We start from the raw sequence: 16,686 nt of genomic DNA, 5'->3' as shown, positions 1-16,686 counted from the left end.
GGATGGGGTAAGCGTGGGGCAGCAGGCGCGGGCTGGCGAGCGCAGGGCAGGAAGTCCGGGACCTGAATGCAGCCTTGGACTTGTCCGCTAGGACCTGTCCACTATAACCTGTCCGCCAACTCTTCCCAGCGCAGAAGGTCCGACTCGATGAGACGGCAGAGTTCGTCGTATTCCTTTTTGGCGTGGGCGAGGCTGGAGCCTGGTTTGGGCGGGCCCTGGAATGCTTCTTCCAGTGCCTTTTTTCTTTGCTCCATCTGCTCGATGTGTTCGGTGAGATGCTCGAGTTCTTTCTGTTCTTTGTAATTGAGTTTTGTTCTGGCTGGCGTGGACTGCGGCTTCCGGCTTTGAAGCGTGAACTGTTGCCCCTGGCTTTTAGGCGAGGGCTGCTTCTGTTTCTGCAAGGCTGATTCTTTCTGCTTGGATTCAAACTGCGTCTCGGCTTCCTGCTGCTTTCTGATATTCCATTCGAAATAGGTGCCGGTAAATCGCTCGATAGTGCCTTTGCCGGTGATGATGAGCATGTCCTGTGCCAGCCTGTCGACCAGAAGCCGGTCATGCGAAACGACGATCAGAGAACCGGAAAAATCGGACAGGTATTCTTCAAGCCGCTCGATAGTCTCGATATCGAGGTCGTTGGTGGGCTCGTCGAGCAGCAGGAAATTGGGCGATTCGGCCAATAGCCGGACAAGCATGAGCCTGCGGATTTCGCCTCCCGACAGGGTCCTCAATTTCTGCATTTGGAATGTCCGCTCGAATCCAAATCGCTCAAGCAGCAATACCGCATCCAGCGATGAGCCATCGGGCAGTCTGAAATGATCGGCGTGTTCCTGGATGTAGTCGAGAATGGACATTTCGGGATTCACCGCTTCGTTTGTCTGGCGGAAAAAGGACAGGCGAACCGTTTCGCCCAGCGTGATGGAGCCTGCTGTCGGCTTTCTGAGGCCGGCTATGAGCGAAAGGAGGCTTGTTTTGCCTGAGCCATTGGGGCCGATGATGGCGGTTTTCGAGCCGGGCAGGAATTCATGGCTGAATCCTCTGAAGAGAGCCCTGTCGCCATACGCCAGGCTCACGTCTTTGAGAACGCACACTTTCTTTCCGAGGCGCACTTCCTGCGACATGAAGGTATACGCTGCGGCGGGCTTCTCGATGAGGGAGGCTCTCATGGCTTCGATTTCTTTTTTTCTGCGTTCGCTTTTGGTCGCACGGGCGCGAGCTCCCCGATTGAGCCATTCGAGTTCGATCTTGAGGTTCGCAAGCCGTTTGTTCTCGGACCTGGAGAGGCTGGCGAGTTCGACTGATTTCTTTTCGAGATATTTTGCGTAGGAGCCGGGGTATAGGGTGAGTGTGTGGCGTTCGATTTCGGCGATCCGGTTGACGGTGGCGTCGAGAAACCAGCGGTCGTGGGTCACGAGAATGAAAGCCTGGGCGGCGGATCGCAGGCGGCTTTCGAGCCATTCGATTGTTTCGACATCGAGATGGTTGGTCGGTTCGTCGAGGATGAGGAAGTTCGAATAGGGAGCCAGGGCTCGGGCGAGCGCGGCTTTCTTGAGCTCGCCGCCGGAGAGATGCTGCATGGGCGCATCGAAATCGGAAAATCCGAGTTCGCGCAGAAGGGCAAAATACCGGTTTTCGACTGATATTGGAGGCTGGGCTTCGTGATCGCGCTTGCTATCGCGGCCATGGAGAGTTGGACCCTGGACGAGCATGCGGATTTCCGTCGACTCGCCCTGATAGAGAAATTCGCGCAGCGAAAGGGAGGGGTCGAATTCGGTATTCTGGGCAAGATATGAAAAGGTGAAATTTTTCGTTCTGGAAATAGTTCCCCTGTCGGGCTCCACGAGACCCGCGATGAGTCTGAGTAGGCTTGTTTTTCCTGCCCCGTTTTTTCCGATGAGGCCGATATGATCGCGCTCGTCGATATCCATTCTGACGGATTCGAAAAGGGGGCCCGATTTAAGCGAAAGGGATATGTTCTTGAGCGAGAGAATATTCATACCAGCAGTTATAGCCCGGAAATGGGGTTTTGTGCATAGTGTTACGAACCTTGCAGAAGGCAGGTAGGAGAAAACTCACGCAAGCGCATAGCGAGGCAGATACTCCGCAGAGGTTTTGAGAGGGGTCGAGAATGCGCGCTTCCAGAGCTTCTGATCCAGCAGATCGAGGGAGAGCCTACTTAGGAATGCCCGTTCACGGAACATCCATGCGCGCCCCATGGCCACGAGCTCGCGAGGTATGCCTGCCGCTTCTCCATGGGTCATACGCGCCTTTCGGTTCGCTTTGATCCGGAAGGGCTTTGCGTAGTTGTGCCACGCCATGTAGACGCAGAAGCGATTGAGCATATTGGCGACATTGCGGGAAAAGCAGGCGGTTTCACGTCTATGGGCAGCCTGATCCTTTCTGAGCTCGCGATCCATGTAGTTGGCGCCGAAGAGGGGATTGTACCAGGTGCGCGGTTCGGTGGAGTGCACGGTCAGATGCACCAGTCGATGGTCTGCATTCTGCAAGCGAAAGAGCGGATGGCTATACAGCGCTCTGCGATATTCCTGCTTTTCGTCGGTGATGAGGATGAGAGGCTGCCAAAGCTGGGGCATGCGTTCCTGGGCAAGACGATCGAGCAGCTCCCGGAATGAGCGTTCGATGCTCCGAGGCTCAAAGGTACACGAACGATAGAGCAGGGACATTCTTTGCTTTTGAGCCTCGGTGGTGTTGCCGGAACGGCGCAGGGTGGCATGGGTAGCGGCAAGGAAGAATTGAGAATCGGCGGTGACGGCGAGGGTGATGTTGTTGGGGAAGTACTGAGAGACATCGAAGGAGACGAAGCCATCGATGCAGACGGATTCATGGGGATTGGCATGGGGACGGAGCATGCTCTGGAGGGCGATGGCCTGACGGGCGAGTCGGTCGATACGGTTCTGGATGGTGCCGCACGAAGCAGAGAAGAATCGTGAGAGTGCGCGAATGCTCATGGAAGAGCTGAGCAGGGTTTCGATCTGGGGATAGGCGATTTTGCGCTTGGCGAAGTAATCAAGGCTGAAGGTCTGGGTAGAGAAGTACTTGCCGCAGAAGCTGCAGCGAAAGCGCTGGACTTTGCCGAAGGTTTTGGTCACATAGAACCCTGCGGCGACGAACCAGCGTTCTTTAGGGGCGTGCTGGTGATACGCACAGGCCGGGTTTGGGCAGAAATGAAAATGATGCATGAAGACCTCCTCTCCTTGTAGACGCAAGGAAAGAGGCCTTCACTTCAAATTCATATGCAGGGTTCGTGACACTATGCAATCATTTTGTGATTCTTGACAATGCAAAGCGATTTGCTCTATTTTAACTCCTACGGGGAGTAGCTTTCTGCGCGCGAGCGCAGACGCATGGGCCGTCAGGACGGAGCGTATGCTTCCGGCCTTTGCGAACCGTTCACTGGGACTAGCGAGACCGTACGGGAGTGGCCGTGCGGTCTTTTTTTGTGCACGGCGGAATTCCGTATTGCAAATATGGGGGTTCGTGCTGTGAATGTGTTTATTCTTGTAGTGCTTGTGCTCATGTATGCGGGCATTATCGCAATGCAGGACAAAAAGGCATGGGTCTCGCTTGGGGCTGGGCTGGTGCTTGTTATCGGCGGGGCTACGAGCGCGAGCCATGCGATCAGCTCGCTCATCAACTGGAATATTCTGCTCATTTATCTCGGGAGCCTTGTGCTGGCGGAGCTGTTTATCTATTCGCGGGTGCCGGCGTTTCTGGCTGAGCGGATAGTGGAGCGCTCGCCATCTGTTGGGGTAGCGGTTGCGATTATTCTTCTGCTCACCGGGCTTGTGTCGGCTTTTGTCGAAAATGTCGCGACGGTACTGCTGGTCGCGCCGGTTATGATTGAGCTTGCTCGCAGGACAAAGAAGAATCTTGCGCAGCTTATGATCGGCCTTGCGGTGATGGCGAATCTGCAAGGAACAGCGACGCTGATCGGGGATCCGCCATCGATGATTTTTGCCGATTTTGCTCATTATTCGTTCAATGATTTCTTTTTCAGGGCGGGAAGGCCGTCGATTTTCTTTGCGATTCAGCTTGCTTCGATTGTGGGAGCGCTGTACTTCTTTTTTTATTTTCGTTCGATGGAGGGCGATGGGCGGTCGTTGCCGGCAGAGCGGATTGTATCGTGGGTGCCTGCAGGGCTGCTCGGGCTCATGATTGCAGGGCTGGCGGGGCTTTCTGCGCTGTCAGCGGGCGGCGGGATTCACTCTGCGAGTGGGATTTTTGTGGTCAGTCTTGCGGGGGTTGGATTAGGTTGGCTTGGCTGGGTGCGAAAGGAGCGCGCTGAGGCCAGGAATATGGTACGCCATCTGGATTGGGGGACGCTAGCTTTTCTTGTGGGAATTTTTGTAGTTGTGGGGACGGTGAGTGAGTCGGGGTTGCTGGATGGCCTTGGTATCGCGCTCGCGAAGTGGACGGGCGGCAGCGCGGCGCTCGGTTTTTCGCTCATCATCGCATTTTCTGTGCTTGTGTCGGGATTTGTCGACAATGTTCCGTATATTGCGGCGATGCTGCCGGTCGCTGCGAAGTTTGCAGCGACAATGGGGGGCAGGCCAGAGCTGTTTATGTTCGGGCTTCTCATTGGTTCATGTATTGGGGGCAATCTGACGCCGTTCGGGGCTTCGGCGAATATTGTAGCGGTGAGCCTTTCGGAAAAGAATGGCGCTAAGGTGAATGTTTGGTCGTGGCTGAAAATTGCTGGGTCTTTTACGGTGCTGACGACAGTGGCTGCGGGGCTTTTTGTGTGGTTTGTGTGGCGCTAGACGGTTCGAAGGGATAGGGCGCGGTACGCACGGGGGGCGGCGAAGCACGGTTCATGTTGAGAGCGGCGCGGCCCTGAGGAGGCTATCTTGACACAGAGCGGCGCGACCTGCTACATATGGATATGGCGACCAGAAATTTTCTGTATCGCATCGAGGTGCGAAACAAGGGTTCGGGAGGACCGCGCATCGAAGCCTTGCAGGCTGATGTGCGCGCGCTTAGCATGGGGACATTGCGCAGTGCGCGCCAGATTGCGCTGTATTTTGTTGAAGGCGAAATAGCGCCCGAGGAGATGAATCTCCTCGGGCTTTTTCTTTTTTCGGACCCTGTGGAGCAGGAGTTCCGGTGGGAAGTGGTTGGGCAAGGACGGAGCGAGGCAATAGATGCTGGGGGCGCGCGCACGGGAGATTTTGGAGGTGCGGCGGCTGCAGAAATTGTAAGCCTGGCGCCTGCGGAGATTGCAGGCGCAGGGGCGAGCAGCCCGCGCGTCGTCGAAATCTGCCGCAAGCCGGGAGTGACCGATCCTGTTGCAATCGAAATCGTGCGGGCGGCACAGGAACTCGGTGTGAAAGGCCTCAAGCGGGCAGCGACCGGGGTACGCTGGGAGCTCGAGGCCGACTGGCTCGATGAGCAGAGTGTTGCGCGCATAACAAAAATGCTTCTGGCCAATCCGGTGATCGAGCGATGGGAATTCGGGGAGATAAGGCCGGTTTTCCCGCAGGAAAGCGCGAGGCCCGTACCGGTGGAAACGTACGATATTGCTGCAATGGATGATGCGGCCCTCATCGCGCTCTCCGCCGAACGCAGGCTCGCGCTCGACCTCGAGGAAATGTGCGCGATTCGGACATGGTTCGCGGGCGCAGGGAGAGCGGCGACCGATGTCGAGCTCGAGATGATCGCACAGACCTGGAGTGAACACTGCGTGCACAAGACATTCAAGGCAGATGTCGAGGTGCGGGGCGAGCTTTGGCAGAAAGACGCGGCGGCGGGCGCAGCGGGAAAGCTTGAAAATGCCGCGCAGCCGCATTCGCCATACCCCCCCGTCGTCCACGGAATATTTTCCACATATATAAAGAAGACAACCGAAGAAATCGCTGCGCCCTGGGTGCGATCAGCGTTCGTGGATAATGCGGGCATCGTGAGCTTCGACGGGCAGTGGGATATCTCATTCAAGGTGGAGACGCACAACCATCCATCGGCGATCGAGCCGTTTGGAGGGGCGAACACCGGAGTGGGCGGGGTCATTCGCGATATCATGGGGGTTTCTGCGCGGCCGATTGCGGTGATGGACATTCTCTGTTTTGGGCCGCCGGATATGCCGGAAGAAGAGCTGCCGCAGGGGAGCCTGCATCCGCGAATGATTGCACGCGGGGTGGTCGCGGGCGTCGAAGATTACGGCAATAAAATGGGCATCCCTACGGTGAACGGGGCGATTCATTTTCATCCGGGATATGCGGCCAATCCGCTTGTCTATTGCGGTTGTGTGGGATTGGCGCCGGCAGGCGTGCACCACCATGAGCCAAAGGCTGGGGACAGGGTGATCGTGCTTGGCGGGCGCACGGGGCGCGACGGTATTCGGGGGGCGACTTTTTCTTCGATGCGCATGGACGGTTCGACAGGCGATGTCGCGGGTGCTTCGGTGCAGATTGGAGACCCAATTGTCCAGAAGCGTACGCTCGATGTGCTGTTGGCGGCGCGCGACGCGGGGCTCTACGATGCGGTGACGGATTGCGGGGCTGGTGGGCTCTCGTCGGCGGTGGGAGAGATGGCGTCAGAACTCGGGGCGGACATCGAGCTTGAAAAAATCGGGACAAAGTATCCGGGGCTTGCGCCGTGGGAGATATGGCTTTCGGAGGCGCAGGAGCGGATGGTGCTGGCGGTTCCGGAAGTGAGCGTGGGGGCGTTCGCGGAGCTTTGCTCGCGCTTTGGCTCGGAGTTCTGGGATATCGGCTCGTTCCGGGGCGATGGCAGGCTTGTCATCAGGATGCGCGGCGAAGTTGTGCTCGACCTGCCGATGGAATTTGTCCACAAGGGAATTCCGCAAAAACGGCTCGTGGCGGAGGCGCCAGTTAAAAATAGGGGTCAGACCACTTCTTTACCTAAAGGCGCGCCGCAAAAAGTTAAAAAAAGGGGTCTGACCCCCTTTTTTAAAAATGTGTCGTGCGAGCGCATTGTGCGGCGCTACGACTATGAGGTGCAGGGCGGAACTGTCGTCAAGCCATTTGCGGGCCCTGAGGGCGATGCGCCGCAGGATGCGGCGGTGCTGAAGCCGCAGGGCACGGGCGGAGCCTGGGGCATTGCCCTTTCGAATGCTCTGCGGCCGGATTATGCGGAAATCGATCCGTACCGGGCGGCATGGGCAGTCGTCGACGAGGCGGTTCGGAATGCGGTAGCGGTTGGCTCAGATCCCGAGCGGATCGCGATTTTGGACAATTTCTGCATGGGCGACCCGAATGATCCAGCAGTGATGTGGGCGCTGCTCGAGTCGGCGAGGGGCTTGCGGGACGCGGCGCTTGCCTTCGGCACGCCCATCATCTCGGGGAAGGATTCTTTCTACAATGAATATTTAGGGCCGGACGGCAGAAGGCATGCGGTACCGCCTTCGCTTCTGGTATCAGCGCTCGGTTTTGTGCCTGATGTCTCGAAAGCTGTGACTTCGTTTTTGAAATCGCCTGGTGATTCGATATGGCTGGTGGGGCGCTTTGAGCCTTCGTTCCTGGATAAGGACGCAGCGGGGGCTGAAGCTGACCTAGGGGCGGTGCCGGGAGTCGATCCTGGCGCGCAGGTGGTGTACAAGGCGCTGTTCGAAGCGATGCAAGCCGGCGAGGTTGCCGCGGCGCACGATCTGTCGGAGGGTGGGCTCACACTGGCGCTTGCGGAGATGTGCATGGGCGGAAGAAAGGGCGCTGACATTGTGCTGCCTCCGTCCCAAGAGCCAGCAGGCAGAGCGATGAAAGAGTGTGCAGCAAGCCCACTTGGGCTCCATGGGATGGTGCGTGATCTTCTGCTCTTTGGGGAGAGCGCCGGATGTCTTCTTGTGGAGGTTCGCGCAGGCCAAGATGAAGCCTTCGGGCGGCATTTTGGAGAGGAGCAGGCGTTCCGGATTGGCGCGGTTTCGCAGATGCCGGTAATGAGAATTCACGATGGGGACAGCGAAATTCTCTCTGTTTCGATTTCCGACATGCTGAAAGCATGGAAGGATTCAGCGGGGGAGGTGCTGCCATGAAAGCGCTTGTGCTCAAGGCTCCCGGCACCAACCGCGATTATGATGTCGCCGAGGCAATAGAGTATGCGGGTGGCACAACAGTCCTGTTGCCTCTCTCGGAGCTCAGAGAAAGGCCGGCGCTGCTCCTCGACTATGGAATGCTCGTAATTCCCGGCGGCTTTTCATACGGCGATGCACTTGGGGCGGGCAAGCTGCTGGCGCTGGACTTCGAATGCTTTTTTGCAGAGGCGGTTATGCGCTTTGTAGAAGAGAAGCGGCCCGTGCTCGGTATCTGCAATGGCTTTCAGGCGTTGATCAAAACCGGCATCCTTCCGGGCGCGCCGTTCGAGCGCCACACATTCACTCTTGCGCAGAATGCGCGAGGAAATTTCGAGTGCCGCTGGGTTCGCCTTCGCGCAAGCACCTCGAATTCGATCTGGACTCGGGGAATTGAGGGGTTTTCGTGTCCTGTAGCGCACGGAGAGGGGCGCTTTGCTTCGAGCTTGCCCAATGTGGTGGAGAGCTTGCGGGTTGCAGGCTGTATAGCGCTCGAATATGCAAATGAAAGGGGAGAGCCCGCACAAGGATCCTATCCGGACAATCCGAATGGCTCGATTGGCGATATTGCGGGTATCTGCAATTCGGACGGGAATGTGCTCGGCCTCATGCCACACCCCGAAAATGCTGTCTTTCCATGGCAGTCTGCATCGATGCCGGGGTGGGCGGAGGATGGAGCGCTCAGGCTGTTTAGAAATGGAATTGAATATGCAAGATCGTAGGGGGCTGCGATGGTGTCTGAAAATTTGATCCAAATGCTTTTGCCAAAAGCGTTTAACAGCACAGGGCGCGCAGAAGGCGAGGGCAAGGTCCGCGAATGGTGGGGGCTTGAAGGCGGCACGCGCTTCATTGCGACTACGGACAGGCTTTCGGCCTTCGATCGGGTGCTTGCGCGAGTGCCTTTCAAGGGACAGGTGCTGAACGAGCTGTCGGCATTCTGGTTCAGGCAGACTGCGGATATCATCGATAACCATCTGATTTCGGTACCTGATCCGCATTGCTCAGTGGTTCGCGAGGCAAGGCCGCTTCCGGTCGAAGTCGTGGTTCGTGGCTATATCACCGGGGTCACCTCGACTGCCCTGTGGCGCCGATACGAGCTCGGCGAGCGGGTTATCTACGGCCAGCGCTTTCCCGAAGGCATGCGCAAGAACCAGAAGCTTCCTCAGCCTATTATTACGCCCACCACCAAGGGAGGCCCGACAGGGCACGACGAGCGCCTCGAACCGCGCGAAGTGGTCGAAAAAGGCTACCTCGATGCCCGCACCTGGAGCGCAGTGCAGGATGCGGCCATTGCGTTATTCGAACGAGGGACAGAGGTTGCTGTGCGCGCTGGGCTCATCCTCGTTGACACCAAATACGAGTTTGGCCTTAACTCGGATGGGACGCTCATGCTGATAGACGAGGTGCATACACCGGATTCTTCGCGATTCTGGCTGGCTTCGAGCTATGCTGAGCGCTTCGAGGCAGGGCAGGAGCCGGAAAGCCGCGACAAGGAATTTGTGCGGCTTGCCTATGCGGAAAAGGGTTACCGAGGCGATGGGGAACCGCCTCTGATGCCTGATGCCCTCTGGGTGCAGGCAAGCCTAGTCTATCAAGAATTGTACGAGCGCCTGACGGGCATGGATTTTGTGCCCTCAGCGTATCCGGTGGAGGGGCGCGTGCTCGAGGCGCTTGCCAGGGAGCGGGCGGTGAGAAGAGGCGTTGAAGCAGGCGCGGGCAAATCGCGGCGGGGGTAAAGCGCCAGGAAGCGCAAGCCAAAATGGAGGCTGAAATGGTACAAGGACGAGTTGTGATATTGGCAGGTTCGCCTGCTGATATGGCGCATGTGGATGCGATCCAGCGTGCGTTAGGCAGCTTCGGGATTATGTCGTTGGTACGTATCGCGTCAGCGCACAAGACGCCTTGCCGACTTCTCGACATGATCGGCCGTTACGAAGCCGAAGAGATTCCTACAGTGTACATCACCGTGGCGGGGCGTTCGAATGCGCTCTCTGGCCTTGTCGATGCGGCGACGCCGTATCCGGTGATCGCTTGCCCGCCACCTTCGGAGCAATGGGCAATGGTCGACATCTGGTCGAGCTTGCGCATGCCTTCGGGAGTGGCTCCTGCGCTTATACTCGATCCGGCCAACGCGGCACTCTTTGTGGCAAAGCTTTTCGCGCTTGAAAATACAGAGCTTCGCGGGCGAATAGCGAGCTTTCAAAAACAGAATGCAGACAGGCTCATCGAAGAAGATGAGAAGGTATTGAAAGCGGGGCGGGCTGAATGAACCTGGATTGTGAGCGGTTTTCACATGAGCCGCGCCATTGCGGGGGGAGCGCCAATGGGTGGCGTTCGGGCAAACCGCGTCCGGGCGAGCCTTATCCGGATGACTCGCAGCCGCGAGAGTCCTGCGGCATCGTTGCAGTCATTGCTGACGAAGCAGCGCGTGTCGCGTTTTTCGGACTCTTTGCGCTTCAGCATCGTGGGCAGGAATCGGCAGGGATTGCGACGCTGGATAAGGGTTCGATTCACATGCACAAAGATGTGGGACTTGTGTCGCAAGTGTTCAGGGATCAGAACCTCTCCGCGCTTGCCGGCAGCATCGCGATCGGGCATACGCGCTACTCGACCACAGGAAAATCGAGCGCACGAAACGCCCAGCCATTTGTCATCGATACCCAGTATGGGCCACTCGCCCTTGGTCACAATGGCAATATCGCAAATGCTCCCGCCCTGCGGAAAACGTTGCTGTCGCGCGGGCTCGGGCTTATGACAGGCTCAGACAGCGAGCTTCTAGCCATGATGCTTGCGGGCACGCAGGGCTCGGACTGGATCGAACGAATTGAAGCGGCAATGAAAGAATGGGTTGGCGCCTATTCACTTGTGATTCTTACTGCTGAGGGTGTTTATGCGGTGCGCGATCCGTGGGGCTTCAGGCCTCTTGCGTGGGGGCGCATCGATGCGGGCGGGTTTGCGGTTGCTTCGGAGACGTCAGCGCTGAGGGTGATGGGCTGTTCATTCTATGAAGAAATTTCACCCGGCGAAATCCTGCACTTTGATACGAAAGGACTCGTTCAGCGGGCTCGTGCTGATATAGATGTTTCACATGCAGCATGCAGTTTCGAGTATGTGTATTTTTCGAGGCCGGATTCAGTCTGGAATGGAAAGAATATCCATGCGGTCAGGCGTCGGCTGGGTGAGATTCTCGCGGAGGAAGCGCCGGCCGCGGCTGATATTGTTATTCCGGTGCCGGATTCTTCGATTGCGGCCGCGATCGGATATGCGCGGCAATCCGGCATTCCATTCGGCGAAGGGCTTGTAAAAAACCGCTATATCGGGCGCACCTTCATCGAGCCGACAAAGGCATTGCGGCGCCAGGGCGTCGCGCTCAAGTTCAGCCCCTTGAGAGAGACCCTCGAAGGAGCTCGCATTGTACTCGTCGATGATTCCATTGTCAGAGGTACGACAACCGCGCCGCTCGTAAAGCTCTGCAGACAGGCGGGAGCACGCGAAGTGCATCTGCGGATCGCTTCGCCGCGCATACTGCATCCTTGCTATATGGGGGTCGATATGGGAACGCCTAACGAGCTCATCGCAGTGGGCAAGGGAGAGGACGAGATTGCTCGCTTGCTAGGGGCGGATTCCCTTGCGTATCTCAGCATCGAAGGGCTTTCGGAAGCGATTGGTGTGAAAGGGCTCTGCAGGGCATGCTTCGACGGGCAGTACCCGATTCCAGTGGACGAAGGATTTACCAAGGAGAGCTTCGAGACTGAGAGGAGTGCCGAGGCTTCCGGACATCCGGAGACAATCGGAAGGGGGCAGGTATGAACGTGCTGCTTGTCGGATCGGGTGCGCGGGAACATGCCCTCGCCATGGCAATTGCCGCGTCTCCTTTGTGCGAAAAGCTCGTTATTGCGCCGGGGAATCCTGGCATGGCGGATGTTGGCGAACTTGCTGCGGTTGCGCTGGGCGATATTGAAGGGCTTGTTTCGCTCGCTGTGGCAATGCAGGCTGACCTGGTTGTGATAGGGCCTGAGGCGCCGCTTGCAGCAGGATTGGCCGATCGGGTGCGGGAGCAGGGAATTCTGTGTTTCGGCCCTTCGGCAGCTGCGGCGCGGATCGAAAGCTCGAAAGCCTTTGCAAAGGCATTTATGAGGCGGCACGGCATACCGACAGCCGAAGGAAAAAGTTTTTCTGATGCTGAGCAAGCCAAGCGCTGGGCTCGGAACTTTGTCAGGCCTGTTGTCGTGAAGGCATCGGGGCTTGCTGCTGGGAAAGGGGTCATTGTTCCATCATCCCTCGAGGAGACAGAGGCGGCCATCGATACTCTGCTCGAGCTTGGCGGAGACATTGTGATCGAGGAAAAACTCGAAGGCGAGGAACTTTCGCTGATCGCCCTGTGCGATGGAACATCATACAAAGTCCTGCCGGCAGCCTGCGATCATAAGCGCCTCGAGGATGGCGATAAAGGGCCGAATACAGGCGGCATGGGAGCATTCGCTCCAGCCTGTACCATTGAAGAAGCTGAACAGCTGGCTCGTATTGTCATCGAACCGGCGATGAGAGGGCTTGCGGAAGAGGGGACTCCCTTTGTGGGAGCTCTCTATGCAGGGCTCATGCTCACCGAAGAAGGCCCAAAAGTGCTCGAGTATAATGCTCGCTTCGGGGATCCGGAGACCCAGGCCATTCTGCCGCTCATCAGGTCCGATTTGCTCGTGCTTCTTGAAACGTGTGCGCGCGGAGCAATTCGCGTAACACCCCTGGATCTGAGAGTGTCTAGTGCTGCGGTATGCATCGTTCTAGCTTCCAAAGGGTATCCTGAACGGCCTGTGACGGAAAAACCAATTCGTATCGGAGTGCTCCCTGAGCGCGCTTTTTGCCTGCACGCGGGCACGAAGAAGCCTGGCACGAAAAAGCCCGGCGACGAACTGGTCAGCGCCGGGGGCAGAGTGCTCTCGGTTGTCGGCTTGGGCGCTTCGCTTGAGGAGGCGCGCGCTGTTGCCTATGAGACTGTAACGCAGATTCATTTTGATGGAATGCAGTACCGAAGCGACATCGGAAATCGAGCAGACCGAGTTGCCAAAGCTATTTGCGCTGCGCTCGGACGGGTTGAATCGCACGACTCGGAAGGCGCCGAAAGCGCCTATGCAAAAGCTGGTGTCAATATCGATGCGGGCAATCGGGCAGTCGAGCTCATGAAAGAAGCGGTACGCTCGACCTATGGGCCCGAGGTTGTGGCTGGTATCGGGGCATTTGGCGGCCAGTTCGATGCCTCGGTGCTCAAGGGGTTTGTAAAGCCAGTGCTGGTTGCGTCCACCGACGGCGTCGGGACAAAGACGAGTCTTGGACTCGCGCTCGGCCGCCTTGAGGGGCTCGGCATGGATATTGTCAATCATTCAATCAACGATATTCTTGTGCAGGGCGCCAGGCCACTTTTCTTTATGGATTACATTGCGGCGGGCAAGCTCGATCCTGAGCATGTCGCGGAGGTGGTGAGCGGCATGGCTCAAGCATGCCGGGAGGCTGGATGTGCGCTCCTGGGCGGGGAGACTGCGGAAATGCCGGGCACCTATCAAGCTGGAGAGATGGATATCGCGGGGACGATTGTGGGCGCAGCGGAAGCGGAAAAGCTTTTGCCTCGCGCGGATCTTTCTGAAGACGACATTCTTTTGGGGCTCGCTTCTTCCGGGCTTCATACGAATGGGTACTCGCTGGCGCGCGCGGTTATTGCAGGCATGGATCTCGAAGAAGTCCAGCCAGAATTGGGCGAAAGCCTTGCTGATGCGCTTTTGCGCCCGCATCGATCATATCTTCCTTTGCTAGAGCGCGCGCTCGAAGCTCAGCCCAGCCCTGTCAAGGCGCTTGCACACATCACTGGCGGTGGTATGGTAGAGAATCTACCCCGAATTTTGCCGCCGCATCTTGATGCGCGCATCCGCGCAGACAGCTGGACCTGGCCGCCGCTTTTCATGCTTCTGCAAGCCTGGGGCTCGGTTTCGGATGAAGAGATGCGCCGCGTCTTCAATCTGGGGATTGGCATGGTTGTGATTGTTGGGGCGAATGAAACGGATCGAATGCGGGCGTTGCTCCCTGAGCCAGCCTTTGTGATTGGCAAACTTGTTCCAGGCAGCGGAAAGGTGCTATTCGTATGAGCAACGTGTTGCGGCTTGTGGTTCTGGCCTCTGGCGAAGGATCGAATTTTCAAGCCTTGCTCGATGCTATAGAATCAGGCAGCATTCGTGGCGCGCGCATCGAAGGGCTCGTCTGTGATGTCCCCGGAGCTGGCTGCGTGCAGCGAGCCGTGCAGCATGGCATACCTTCATTCATTCTACCCGGGCCGGCGAGAGCAAAACGGGGCTCCCCCGAGCGGCTCGCCTACGATGAGCGGCTTGCTGTCATTGTGCGATCATGGAGGCCTGATTATGTACTACTTCTCGGCTGGATGCGCCTTCTGAGCCAGGCTTTTTTGCAGCATTTTCCGGAGAGAGTAATCAATCTTCATCCAGCCTTGCCGGGAACATTTCCGGGAACACATGCCATCGAGCGGGCATTCGAAGCGTTCCTCGCAGGAAGCATTGAAAAAACCGGCGTCATGCTGCACCTAGTGCCTGACGAAGGCGTAGACGCTGGCCCCGTTCTGAGATTTGCAGAAGTGCCCATTTATAAAGAAGATACCCTCGAGATTCTCACCGCGCGCATACACAGCGTGGAACACCGCGAAGTCGTCGCAATGGTGGAGGATCTCGCGCGCAGCAAAAGCATCAATTATTTTTATGAAAAGGAGATAGCCAATGCCTCTCGCGCTGATTTCGGTCTATGACAAGAAGGGCCTTGAACAATTCGCCCAAAGATTAGCCCTGCTCGGCTGGACATTCCTCGCTTCCGGCGGTACCTCAGCGGCACTGCGCGGCGCTGGCATAGAGCCTGTCGATATTGCTGAGTATACCGGTTCGTCCGAGCTGCTCTCCGGCAGAGTGAAGACATTGCATCCTGCAATCCATGCAGGCATCCTTGCTCGTCCTGAGCCTGCCGATCTCGAGGAGCTGCGAGCTCATGGCTACAAGCCTATTGATCTAGTAGTTGTGAATTTATACCCCTTCGAGAAGACTGCGGCTCAAGCGAATGCTTCCGAAGCTGAAATTATTGAACAGATCGATATCGGCGGCGTCGCGCTCATCCGCGCAGCTGCAAAGAATTTTGCGCGTGTGTGCGTTATCTGCGATCCTGAGGATTACGAGCGCATTGCTTTGGAAGCGGAGAGCGGCGGGATAGGTGCTGAAACGCGGCGCGAGCTTGCTGCAAAAGCCTTTGCGCACACTGCGGCTTATGACAGAGCGATAGCGGAGTGGTTTGCTCAGAAAGCCGGCGGCGCTGCAGAGCGTGAAGCCGCGACCGGCGCGGCGCTAGCAAGCGGCATCCTGCCTGCCAGCTTTGAATTCAGAGGCATAGTGGAGAGGACCCTTCGCTATGGGGAAAACCCTCACCAGAAGGCCTTTTTTGTAATTCCTGTGGGGGATTGGGGCGGCAGTTTTGTAAGCATGCGGAAAGAAGGTTCTTTTGCAAGCGAGGGCGGCAGCGCTGTTTCACCAATCGTGGAAAGTGGTGGCCCAAGCCCTGGGCAGCCGCAAGTACGCGGGTCCATTGGTGGGAGTTCTGAGTCCATTCAACCTATAGTGCGCGGCCCGCTCGGTGGGCGTTCTGACTCCATTCAACCTAAAGTGCGCGGCCCGCTCGGTGGGCAAGTTCTCGGTGGTAAAGAATTATCATACAATAACTTGCTTGATCTCGATGCCGCCTGGCGCGCAGTCCTCTCTTTCGAGCAGCCTGCCGCAGTCATTGTCAAGCACCTTTCGCCCTGCGGCGCAGCAGAGGCGGAGAACCTTAAGGATGCCTATGAGGCCGCGCTTGCCTGCGACCCTGTTTCAGCATTCGGCGGGATTGTAGCGCTGAATCGCCCGCTCGATGTCAGCACTGCGGAAGCCTTGAGAGAGCTTTTTCTAGAATGTGTCGCTGCGCCCAGCTTCGAGGAGGATGCAAGGGATGTGCTCAAGGCAAAGAAGAATTTGCGCCTGGTTGAGGCCGATCCCTTAGTGTTCTCAACCTTGTGTAAAGAACTGAGGTCGGCAGCAGGCGGACTTTTGGTACAAGAGCCGGATCGCGGCGACCCCATCGATACAACGTGGCGCGTCGTAAGCGCACGCCAGCCAACAGAAGCAGAAATGGAAAGTCTGCGCTTCGCATGGAAACTTGTACAGCACGTTAAATCGAATGCGATAGTGCTTGCCAAAGGGCATGCGTCGGTTGGCATAGGCGGCGGACAGACGAATCGTGTCGATGCAGTGCGACAGGCGTGTGAGCGGGCAGGGGCGCGGGCGAAGGGTGCGGTTATGGCTTCGGATGCGTTCTTCCCGTTTGCGGACGGCATAGAGGCAGCGGCGGAGGCGGGGGTGACCGCGGTGGTGCATCCGGGTGGGTCGGTGCGGGATGTGGAGGTGCTCGCCGCGGCCGACAGGCTTGGCTTGGCAGTGGTGCATACTGGAGTGCGGCACTTCAGGCATTGAGCGAGCCATCAAACGGGCGGCCTAATAGGCTGTGAGGCTAGTGCAAGAAGAAGCGGCCGCCCGGTCTGCGTTTTACACAAGGTTCGGAACACTACAAGGAGGATA

General features: G+C 57.6%; 11 protein-coding genes. 9 read left to right on the top strand and 2 right to left on the bottom strand.

Translation table 11 applies throughout. The annotated features are described in order from the left end of the window. Positions 1 to 101 precede the first annotated feature (101 nt). Both GAP13_RS00605 and GAP13_RS00600 read right to left on the bottom strand, forming a co-directional pair. Positions 102 to 1,994 (bottom strand): ABC-F family ATP-binding cassette domain-containing protein, encoded by a 1,893-nt coding sequence (locus GAP13_RS00605; RefSeq protein ID WP_158905164.1) that lies wholly within the window; start codon positions 1,992 to 1,994, stop codon positions 102 to 104. Positions 1,995 to 2,069: 75 nt separating this feature from the next. Beyond that, entirely contained in the window at positions 2,070 to 3,197 is a 1,128-nt protein-coding gene (locus tag GAP13_RS00600; RefSeq protein WP_158905162.1) for a hypothetical protein, read from the bottom strand. A gap of 288 nt (positions 3,198 to 3,485) precedes the next feature. On the opposite strand from GAP13_RS00600, the gene GAP13_RS00595 reads away from it, so the two are divergent. From GAP13_RS00595 to GAP13_RS00555, 9 genes are all read left to right on the top strand, one after another. Further along, complete coding sequence (locus GAP13_RS00595; RefSeq protein ID WP_158905160.1) at positions 3,486 to 4,778, top strand: ArsB/NhaD family transporter; 1,293 nt, start codon at positions 3,486 to 3,488, stop codon at positions 4,776 to 4,778. 122 nt (positions 4,779 to 4,900) lie between these two features. Then, positions 4,901 to 8,002, top strand: a complete 3,102-nt coding sequence (gene purL / locus GAP13_RS00590; RefSeq protein ID WP_158905158.1) for a phosphoribosylformylglycinamidine synthase subunit PurL — start codon at positions 4,901 to 4,903, stop codon at positions 8,000 to 8,002. Next, positions 7,999 to 8,760 carry a phosphoribosylformylglycinamidine synthase I gene (gene purQ / locus GAP13_RS00585; RefSeq protein ID WP_158905156.1) on the top strand — a complete coding sequence of 254 codons (762 nt, stop codon included), beginning with the start codon at positions 7,999 to 8,001 and terminating at the stop codon, positions 8,758 to 8,760. The genes purL and purQ overlap by 4 nt, the downstream gene beginning before the upstream one ends. A gap of 9 nt (positions 8,761 to 8,769) precedes the next feature. Next, positions 8,770 to 9,774 carry a phosphoribosylaminoimidazolesuccinocarboxamide synthase gene (locus GAP13_RS00580; protein WP_158905154.1) on the top strand — a complete coding sequence of 335 codons (1,005 nt, stop codon included), beginning with the start codon at positions 8,770 to 8,772 and terminating at the stop codon, positions 9,772 to 9,774. Positions 9,775 to 9,809: 35 nt separating this feature from the next. Beyond that, positions 9,810 to 10,307 (top strand): AIR carboxylase family protein, encoded by a 498-nt coding sequence (locus GAP13_RS00575; protein ID WP_158905152.1) that lies wholly within the window; start codon positions 9,810 to 9,812, stop codon positions 10,305 to 10,307. Further along, complete coding sequence (gene purF, locus GAP13_RS00570; protein ID WP_158905150.1) at positions 10,304 to 11,848, top strand: amidophosphoribosyltransferase; 1,545 nt, start codon at positions 10,304 to 10,306, stop codon at positions 11,846 to 11,848. The genes GAP13_RS00575 and purF overlap by 4 nt, the downstream gene beginning before the upstream one ends. Further along, on the top strand, positions 11,845 to 14,172 hold the full coding sequence (gene purD / locus GAP13_RS13045; RefSeq protein WP_222126101.1) for a phosphoribosylamine--glycine ligase: 2,328 nt from the start codon (positions 11,845 to 11,847) through the stop codon (positions 14,170 to 14,172). The genes purF and purD overlap by 4 nt, the downstream gene beginning before the upstream one ends. Further along, a complete protein-coding gene (gene purN, locus GAP13_RS00560) occupies positions 14,169 to 14,840 on the top strand; it encodes a phosphoribosylglycinamide formyltransferase (protein ID WP_158905148.1) in 672 nt (223 codons plus the stop codon). The genes purD and purN overlap by 4 nt, the downstream gene beginning before the upstream one ends. Beyond that, a complete protein-coding gene (locus GAP13_RS00555) occupies positions 14,812 to 16,581 on the top strand; it encodes a bifunctional phosphoribosylaminoimidazolecarboxamide formyltransferase/inosine monophosphate cyclohydrolase (protein ID WP_158905146.1) in 1,770 nt (589 codons plus the stop codon). Before purN ends, GAP13_RS00555 begins: the two co-directional genes overlap by 29 nt. Positions 16,582 to 16,686 lie beyond the last annotated feature (105 nt).

The organism is Rectinema subterraneum, from assembly GCA_009768935.1.
GTDB classification, from domain to species: Bacteria; Spirochaetota; Spirochaetia; order Treponematales; family Rectinemataceae; genus Rectinema; species Rectinema subterraneum.
Note: the sequence above shows the minus strand (reverse complement) of the source record. Positions and strands in the feature narration are given on the sequence as shown.

Coding starts and splice junctions, on each gene's coding strand:
- GAP13_RS00600 (WP_158905162.1), bottom strand. CDS start 3,197: ATGCATCATTTTCATTTCTGCCCAAACCCGGCCTGTGCGTATCACCAG.
- GAP13_RS00595 (WP_158905160.1), top strand. CDS start 3,486: ATGGGGGTTCGTGCTGTGAATGTGTTTATTCTTGTAGTGCTTGTGCTC.
- purD (WP_222126101.1), top strand. CDS start 11,845: ATGAACGTGCTGCTTGTCGGATCGGGTGCGCGGGAACATGCCCTCGCC.
- GAP13_RS00605 (WP_158905164.1), bottom strand. CDS start 1,994: ATGAATATTCTCTCGCTCAAGAACATATCCCTTTCGCTTAAATCGGGC.
- purF (WP_158905150.1), top strand. CDS start 10,304: ATGAACCTGGATTGTGAGCGGTTTTCACATGAGCCGCGCCATTGCGGG.
- GAP13_RS00580 (WP_158905154.1), top strand. CDS start 8,770: ATGGTGTCTGAAAATTTGATCCAAATGCTTTTGCCAAAAGCGTTTAAC.
- purL (WP_158905158.1), top strand. CDS start 4,901: ATGGCGACCAGAAATTTTCTGTATCGCATCGAGGTGCGAAACAAGGGT.
- purQ (WP_158905156.1), top strand. CDS start 7,999: ATGAAAGCGCTTGTGCTCAAGGCTCCCGGCACCAACCGCGATTATGAT.
- GAP13_RS00575 (WP_158905152.1), top strand. CDS start 9,810: ATGGTACAAGGACGAGTTGTGATATTGGCAGGTTCGCCTGCTGATATG.
- purN (WP_158905148.1), top strand. CDS start 14,169: ATGAGCAACGTGTTGCGGCTTGTGGTTCTGGCCTCTGGCGAAGGATCG.
- GAP13_RS00555 (WP_158905146.1), top strand. CDS start 14,812: ATGCCTCTCGCGCTGATTTCGGTCTATGACAAGAAGGGCCTTGAACAA.